The organism is Bacillus sp. JJ864 (genome assembly GCF_036963045.1).
Lineage (GTDB): Bacteria > Bacillota > Bacilli > Bacillales > Bacillaceae_G > Bacillus_A > Bacillus_A pseudomycoides_C.
In genome coordinates this window covers 391-7,046 of the sequence record NZ_JBALLY010000034.1, presented here as the reverse complement: position 1 = coordinate 7,046, position 6,656 = coordinate 391, and the positions used below count along the sequence as shown (strand labels likewise).

Sequence of the window (6,656 nt, the reverse complement as noted above, 5' to 3'; positions counted from 1 at the left end):
CGAATGCAAATCATTCTATCACAATCGGTGCGGATGGTACGCTATATACTGTAGGCGCTGGTGGATCACTTATAGACGATTCTTATTATTATTCTCTAATCGCAATTGGAGACACGTATATAGATAAAGTATGTACAAAAGAAAGTACATCGATGGAAGTATTAAAATCACTTGAAGCGAAAAGTAGGAATGCGAAATTAACAGAAGAAGAAAAGAAAGAAGCGCGTGATATCTTAAATAAGCTTTCTAGTATCACACAAGGTGAACAAGGAAAGAAAGAAGCGGGTGAAATCTTAAATAAACTTTCTAGTATCACGCAAGGTGAACAATTTGAACAAGGAAAATATGATTTACAAGCTGAATCTCCTTTCGGACAGAATTGGAGCAGGAATTCACTTTATGCTGGAACAGAGAATCCTAAAGGGAAATGGGAGTATAAAGTTTACTATAAAGATGCTTCCTTGGGTAGTGATATCCGACAATTCTATACCCCTCCAGCGATTGGGCGCGATGGTACCATTTATGCAGCAAACCAGAATAGAAAACTATATGCACTTAATAAAGATGGATCTGTTAAATGGGTTAAAGATAATCTGGTAATAATGGATAGTATTCCAGTTATTGCAGAAGATGGAACTATTTATGTTAGCACAGGTAATTTAACTGCTGTAAATCCAGATGGTTCAATTAAATGGAATGTGAAAAGTTTAGGTAACGATCCTGTTTTGGGGCATGACGGTACGATTTATTTACGTGGAAAAGCGATACATGCTTATAATCCAGATGGATCAAAGAAGTGGTCATCAAATGAAATAGTGGGTGGATCGGCAGGAACCATGCTTATTTCAAAAGATGGCATCATTTATACTTTAGTTGCAGATCTTGGGAATAAATATCTCTATGCTCATGATAAAAATGGTAAGGAATTGTGGCGAAAATACGTTAGGGGAGAATACGACGGTAATGGATTGACTTTAGGCAAAAATAATGAAATATTTTTAAATACACAAGACAAAGTATTTGTTTTTGATAAGAATGGAAACGTAGTGCATCAATGGAAAGAAAAAGAAAAATTGTTTTCTGCACCTACGGTTTCTTCTATAGATGGAACAATTTATGTGGGTGGAGCAAATTATCTTTATGCGTATAATCCAGACTACTCCTTAAAATGGAAGTACCGAACTGAAGGTATAGAGACTATTTATGACGCACCTGTAATTGATAAAAATGGTGTAATTTATTTTAAAACATATGATAAAATGTATGCATTAAATCCAGATGCAACGCTTAAGTGGAAATTCCATCAATCACCATCTAGATTTCGTCTTGGTAATGTTAATACTTCGACAGTAATTGGTAAAGATGGAACTTTATATGCTAATGGAGTTGAGTCTATATCGAATGGCGGAACATACTATTCTCTAATAGCAATTGGAGACTCTTATACAGATAATGTATGTACAAAAGAAAGTACATTCATGGAAGTACTGAAATCACTTGAAGCAAAAAGTAAGAATGCGAAATTAACAGAAGAAGAAAAGAAAGAAGCACGTGAGATCTTAAATAAAATTTCTAATGATCTTGATAAGAAAGATAACTAAATTCGTTTTTTAAAGAATTAAATAACTTGTAAAGAAGAGGGACAAACGTCTCTCTTTTTTATTTGCGTGCCCAGCTAGGCCCAGTGCCAGCGTTCTTGTAACCAGGGGCAAAGTAGCGAATTTCATTAATATATACATGTTTTTCAGTAACAAAAAGGTATTTAATTAATAAAGTTACAAATTATTTTTGATACGGTATTTTGTTACAACAACTTCGATAGTTATAAAAGTGATTGTTTTTTCAAACGAAACGTAACAAAAATGATCGTTTATGTTACAAAATAAATTACTTTGCCCCTAATCGCAGCTACGCTGGTACTGGGCCATGATAGAATGGTTTGGAGAAAAAGAAGGGATAGAAAAGTAACATTTTCTATCCCTTCTTTTTATGATAAATAAAAAAGCGTTGCTACACCTAAGCAACGCAAATAACCGTAAAAGAGAAGGTACAAAACTTCTCTTTCTTTATTAGGGGTCACCTTACATACCCATCAACTTAAGAATTTTATAACACCCCAAAACGAGAAAATTGTACATTTTCACATGAAGATGTCAATTTTCTCGTTTTGGGGGTATTTGTATTTCTTAGCTTGATAGCGATGGCGGTACCCCTGATATATGTTATTAATTGCATCAGAAGTATAGGCACGTTATAATAGTCACCTAATTATATGTAAAGAGGTGCAAAAAAATGAATAAGACGGAATTAACAAAAGTAGTAGCAGAAAATGCAGAACTTACACAAAAGGATGCAGCTGCAGCGACACAAGCTGTATTAGATACTATAACAAACGCGCTAGCAAATGAAGAAAAAGTACAGATTCTTGGGTTTGGTACATTTGAAGTGCGTGAAAGATCTGCACGTACAGGACGTAACCCGCAAACAGGTGAAGAAATACAAATTGCTGCTTCAAAGGCTCCTGCTTTTAAAGCTGGAAAAGAATTAAAAGAAGCAGTGAAATAATTATACATAGTGAAAAAGGATCTGATATGAATATCAGATCCTTTTTCTTTAGGGGGTAGCACCCCCTCTCTATTAAGCTAACAAAAGCGAATACTCCAAAACGAAAAAATTGACATCTCCAGGAGAAAATGTACATTTTCTTGTTTGGGGTGTTGTAAAATTCTTAAGTTAATGGGCATGAGGCGGTACCCTTATTGGAATAAAAATTACAGTCACTTCCTCATACAGTTAAACATGTTACGGCTTCGATGGAAATAGAATTAAAAGAGGCTATTTACTCTGCATATATCTACAAAAGGATAGCCTCCATTGTTAGCGAGCTAAGTATATTTTGTAATATAGAACCAGTTTTTAGGATACATTAAGCCTAGAACATTTTGATCTCGAATGTTCCACCATGATAATAATTATTACCTACTTTTAATAAAGCAGTATACGTTCCTGGACCATACGTAGAATTAATTGGTGCAGTAAATGTTCCTATACCACTAGTAGAATTTGAATCATTGACTTGTTTAATAAGATATAGTTCATTGTTGTAACCAACACGATAAATCCTAAGAAGACCAGAATCTATATAATTTTTTCTTATTGTCGCACTAAACGTTTGTCCATGTTTTAAATTCCCTACTGCTAATTCTGGCATATATTCTGCATTATGATGGATGGCTCGATAATCTGGGAAACCCCAATCCGATGCTGCTGCTACTTGATTCGTAGGTTTAATCATTTCTACTGCAGTCAATCCTCCTAGTGCTAAAGCTCCTGTAAGTACTAATGTGCTAATTTTTTTCATTGTTAATTACCTCCTGTATTTCTCCTTTATTTCCAACATAATACTAATGTAATATATAAAAATATTAGGAATTTGATAATTATTATTTCTAGTATTCCGAAAGTTAAATTGGACAAATATTGCTTTTAGAGTGGAACTTTATAATACATTTTTTATTTAACTCGACCATATCCTGCAATATATTTACTCCAATAAGAACTGTTTAGGCTAGCTTCGCTAACTCCATTGGAAGAACTAGCATTATAAAACTTGTTATCCCCAATATACATACCAACGTGAGTAATACCTGATTTGCCTGAAACCGTTCCTTTAAAGAAAACTAAATCTCCTGGTTGAAGTGCCTTTCTATCGATACGTGTAGTTTTATCATATTGATCTTGTGCTGTGCGTGGTAATTTAATTCCCTGTGTTCCATATCCCCATTGCATTAATCCCGAACAATCAAATCCAGTTTTAGGACTATTTCCACCGTATTTATATGGTGTGCCTTCATATTTTTTCATAGCTTCATAGACTTTGCTAAATTGGCTCGCAGTTATTGATTTTGTGGTGGAAGCTGATATAGATTGTATTGTATTTCCATTTTGAGAAACACTATCAAGTTCATCTGCAGAAGCAAAACTACTACCAGACCCTAATATGACACCTAATGCTAATGCTCCAGTTACAATTTCCTTCATAATAAAATCCCCCTAAATTAATATTTTTCTCATAATTCATAATAATATTTCGAATCATAAGACCCACTTACAATATAAACATACTTTGTAAAAATAATCCATATCAGGGAATTGATATGTAAAATTACATATCTAATTAACAATATATATAATATTTTTAATATAAAAACATTATATTTAAAAAGGGAAATTACATCAAATTATGTTTGAACATACAACTTCTTTTTTTGACAAGGTTTCCCCTAATTTGGGGTACAGCCGCATGCCCATCAACTTAAGAATTTGCTTTACCCCTAAGTGTAAAAAAACGCTATCCTTTCCTATAAGTCTACAGAAAGAAAGCGTATTTTTTACACTTGGGGGTATTTTATTTTGTTAGCTTGATAGTGATGTGGCGGGACCCCCTAAAGAAAATAAAAAGGAGCAATCCTGTTCGTTTAATACGTTCAGAACGCTCCTTGATTATAGTATTGTTTTTTCGGGGGGATGGGCAAAAACACCCTGATATGAATACTTTTCAAGTCTTTTTTCTTGGCTATCTGTAACAATGAATTTTGACAATTTATAATCATAGCCACAAATTGCTACCCAATGTGAAATTACATTTTCTTGTTGTACAGAAGGTTTTTTAGTGCTAAAGAATGTTCTAATTCTCTTTTTAATTCTAGATGTTAGATTAGACTTGTAAATACTAAATAGAATAAATACTTCGTTATTATGAAGACTATTAATAAGGTCATGATCCTCTAAACATGTAACATCTTCAATTGAAGTACTATATTTACCTTCAGTACCTATTGTTTTTTCGTGCATAAAAGAGATATTATTGTCAATAAAACTCTTAAGTTTATTGAAATCAAAAAATTCTCCTGTAAAAGTTAGGCCGGAATAATAATTTCCATCCTGTCTGATTAAATTATTAGTTAATAACTCACATACCGTGCTGTCAGCGATTTCCCTAGAAGGATTCTTCACTTTAGTTGTAATATATAATGCATTTATAAGAGCATATATACTACATGTTGGTCCCACTTGCTTAATATTAGCTCTCATATATTTTGTTCTCGCTCCCTTTATTTTTAATGTCTATATCTGCGCTGTATACTTTTTTTCTGTATATTTAATTATAGTTTTTATTTTCCGGTCTGTTATTCTTTTCCACTCTTATTAAATTTAAAGGTTTTGTTTTTGAATGAATTTATCAACAGCAACCTTTCTCATGCGTGTAAAAGAGTGAGAATTAATCATAAACTCATTAAAATGTTCTACGAATACCCATCCTTGATCGATGTAGAAAGACATGAAAATGGATACTTTTTAGACAAGAAAGTGGATACTACACCAGCGACACAAATCACCCACTCTTTTTACATAAAACTACCAACTCTTATTTTACAATGTAAACAGATCTAACAGCAGAATCTACGGAATTCGCCATCAAACAAATCGCTGCCATGTATCTAAACACAATTTTATCAAAATACTCTCATTTAGCTAGCGACACTTCTTTATATAAAATAAAAAAACCTGAGGAATTCGAGTCCCCAGGCTTGTGTTGCCGAACATATATCTAGTCATGGTAAGACGTGCTAGAATGTGGAATTCATGACTGTTAATTATAATGATAGTGACTTTTTGATTTATTTCACATAAAAATTGCTTGTATATACATAACCTTGGAAGGTTTGCGCTCCTGTGTTAGGATCTACCTTGTACACTGCTGTGCGGTAGCGGTACGTACCATCAGTTCCGATAGGGTCTAAATGATGGCCGAAGTGCTCTTCAGGAAGTGCGTACGGCTCGTACGATTGACCTTTGTTTACCCAGCTACCGTTCTCAAGGTACTGAAGTTGACCAACAAGCTTAACCTCGTAGCTGTTGTCATTCTTAAACGTTAAATTAACCATTTCACTGTTAGTCCAGTTCGCCTTAGTAGTATTAACTGATACACCGTATGCTGATGCTGCAGCTGCCTTTTGAATTTGGCCGCCCGGCACCATCGGCAGATCTGCTACAGCTCCCATTCCTAAACCTCCTAGTACAATCACTCCTGTTAATGCTAACTGTGTAAATTTCTTCATTTTGTTTCCCCACTTCTTTTGATAATTTATGTAATTATATGAATATATAACAACTCACCTGCTCGTTCTGTATATTCCAAGTGTTTGTTCCTTCATTACTTTAGAGTAAAAAAATTAGTGTCCGCGAACAACAAAAGTGTTAATAACCTTTCCGTTATAAGTCACCTCATATTTATTTCCTTCTGTAATTTGCATACTAAAAGACACTGGATTGTTTAAACCTTTAGTCGTTACATTTTTCGAAGTAACTAGTTTGTTAAATTCATATTGTTTAATCGTATATGTCACATTGCTATCTCCTACTAAATAAAAGGTCCCTGTTGCATAACCGGGTACATCAGATCCATCATAATAATCTTCTCCAAAAACATTAACTTTTTGAATTTTCGCATCGCTAATTGCAGCTTCTGCTTTTATTAACCCTAAATCAGGTAAAGATACGGCTGATACACCTAAAACTCCCATAAGTATTGTGCTTGATAAAACAACTTTTTTTAACATAAAATCTCTCCTTTTCTTTTTATAATATAATTT

7 protein-coding genes are annotated in these 6,656 nt (G+C 33.6%); 2 read left to right on the top strand and 5 right to left on the bottom strand.

The window, feature by feature from the left end; translation table 11 throughout:
* A partial coding sequence (locus V7024_RS06745) for a PQQ-binding-like beta-propeller repeat protein (protein ID WP_335517397.1) occupies positions 1–1,601 on the top strand: 1,601 nt, incomplete at its 5' end.
* A gap of 691 nt (positions 1,602–2,292) precedes the next feature.
* Positions 2,293–2,565, top strand: coding sequence for an HU family DNA-binding protein (locus V7024_RS06740; RefSeq protein WP_335517394.1), 273 nt, complete (start codon positions 2,293–2,295; stop codon positions 2,563–2,565).
* A 367-nt stretch (positions 2,566–2,932) separates the two neighbouring features.
* On the opposite strand, the gene V7024_RS06735 is transcribed toward V7024_RS06740, so the two are convergent.
* The 5 genes from V7024_RS06735 to V7024_RS06715 all read right to left on the bottom strand — a co-directional run.
* Positions 2,933–3,361 carry a DUF5065 family protein gene (locus V7024_RS06735; RefSeq protein WP_335517392.1) on the bottom strand — a complete coding sequence of 143 codons (429 nt, stop codon included), beginning with the start codon at positions 3,359–3,361 and terminating at the stop codon, positions 2,933–2,935.
* A 152-nt stretch (positions 3,362–3,513) separates the two neighbouring features.
* Positions 3,514–4,041: a C40 family peptidase gene (locus V7024_RS06730; protein WP_335517389.1), complete on the bottom strand. Its 528-nt coding sequence runs from the start codon at positions 4,039–4,041 to the stop codon at positions 3,514–3,516.
* A gap of 462 nt (positions 4,042–4,503) precedes the next feature.
* Positions 4,504–5,094: a hypothetical protein gene (locus V7024_RS06725; RefSeq protein WP_335517386.1), complete on the bottom strand. Its 591-nt coding sequence runs from the start codon at positions 5,092–5,094 to the stop codon at positions 4,504–4,506.
* 587 nt (positions 5,095–5,681) lie between these two features.
* Positions 5,682–6,122: a hypothetical protein gene (locus V7024_RS06720; RefSeq protein WP_335517384.1), complete on the bottom strand. Its 441-nt coding sequence runs from the start codon at positions 6,120–6,122 to the stop codon at positions 5,682–5,684.
* A 114-nt stretch (positions 6,123–6,236) separates the two neighbouring features.
* On the bottom strand, positions 6,237–6,656 hold a 420-nt coding region (locus tag V7024_RS06715; RefSeq protein WP_335517380.1), incomplete at its 5' end, for a hypothetical protein.

Bases quoted from the DNA above. Each gene is read 5' to 3' on its own strand.
- V7024_RS06740 (WP_335517394.1), top strand. From the start codon at position 2,293: ATGAATAAGACGGAATTAACAAAAGTAGTAGCAGAAAATGCAGAACTT.
- V7024_RS06735 (WP_335517392.1), bottom strand. From the start codon at position 3,361: ATGAAAAAAATTAGCACATTAGTACTTACAGGAGCTTTAGCACTAGGA.
- V7024_RS06730 (WP_335517389.1), bottom strand. From the start codon at position 4,041: ATGAAGGAAATTGTAACTGGAGCATTAGCATTAGGTGTCATATTAGGG.
- V7024_RS06725 (WP_335517386.1), bottom strand. From the start codon at position 5,094: ATGAGAGCTAATATTAAGCAAGTGGGACCAACATGTAGTATATATGCT.
- V7024_RS06720 (WP_335517384.1), bottom strand. From the start codon at position 6,122: ATGAAGAAATTTACACAGTTAGCATTAACAGGAGTGATTGTACTAGGA.